Origin of the sequence: Francisella sp. XLW-1 (assembly GCF_008711455.1) — a bacterium.
In the GTDB taxonomy this organism is placed as follows: domain Bacteria; phylum Pseudomonadota; class Gammaproteobacteria; order Francisellales; family Francisellaceae; genus Francisella; species Francisella salimarina.
Map to the genome: position 1 here is coordinate 1 of NZ_VXKP01000027.1, position 623 is coordinate 623.

Here is a 623-nt window from a genome sequence, read left to right on the forward strand (position 1 = left end):
AATGAATTCAATAACCTTGTGTGGCTTGATGACCAATGGTTTCAGTTTGTTACAAATCTAAAATCAAGACGTAGTCTCAACCAAATACAGACTATAAATAAAAGAAAATTTGAGTTATCTATTTTCAAGTTTATTATAGATGAAATCAATTGTGCAGATGCTTATGTTTTAAATAGTTATGATCACGACGATCCAAACAAACAGTTTATTTCATGGGAAAAGTTTTATCAAAATCTGACGCCTTATACTGAACTAATTGGAAAACCAAAAGATCCTCAATTATTTGTAGAACATTTACAAATTGAACATCAAGAGGCTGCTGAAAAGACAAACAAGAATTTTATTGAAAACGAATACTTAAGCATAGTAAATAGTGAACCTGTATTAAAACGTGTTGTGAGTCAACAAATAAGTCAACCGCACCAAGATTTTTCAAATCTTGTCGCATCAAAAATGCCGATAACAGATATTGTTTCAGTATTTCTAGAGGTTGAAAATTGGCTTAATCTCAGTCATAAGTTAAAGCCACTATCAGGGTATGAATCTAAAATTAAAGATTATGCGTTAAGGTTTATTGCTACCTGGTTTGCATATGGATGTAATGTTGGTCCTGTTCAAGCTGA

1 protein-coding gene is annotated in these 623 nt (G+C 31.5%); it reads left to right on the forward strand.

The window, feature by feature from the left end; genetic code table 11:
• On the forward strand, positions 1 to 623 hold a 623-nt coding region (locus tag F3D59_RS09920; RefSeq protein ID WP_150464777.1), incomplete at both ends, for a Tn3 family transposase.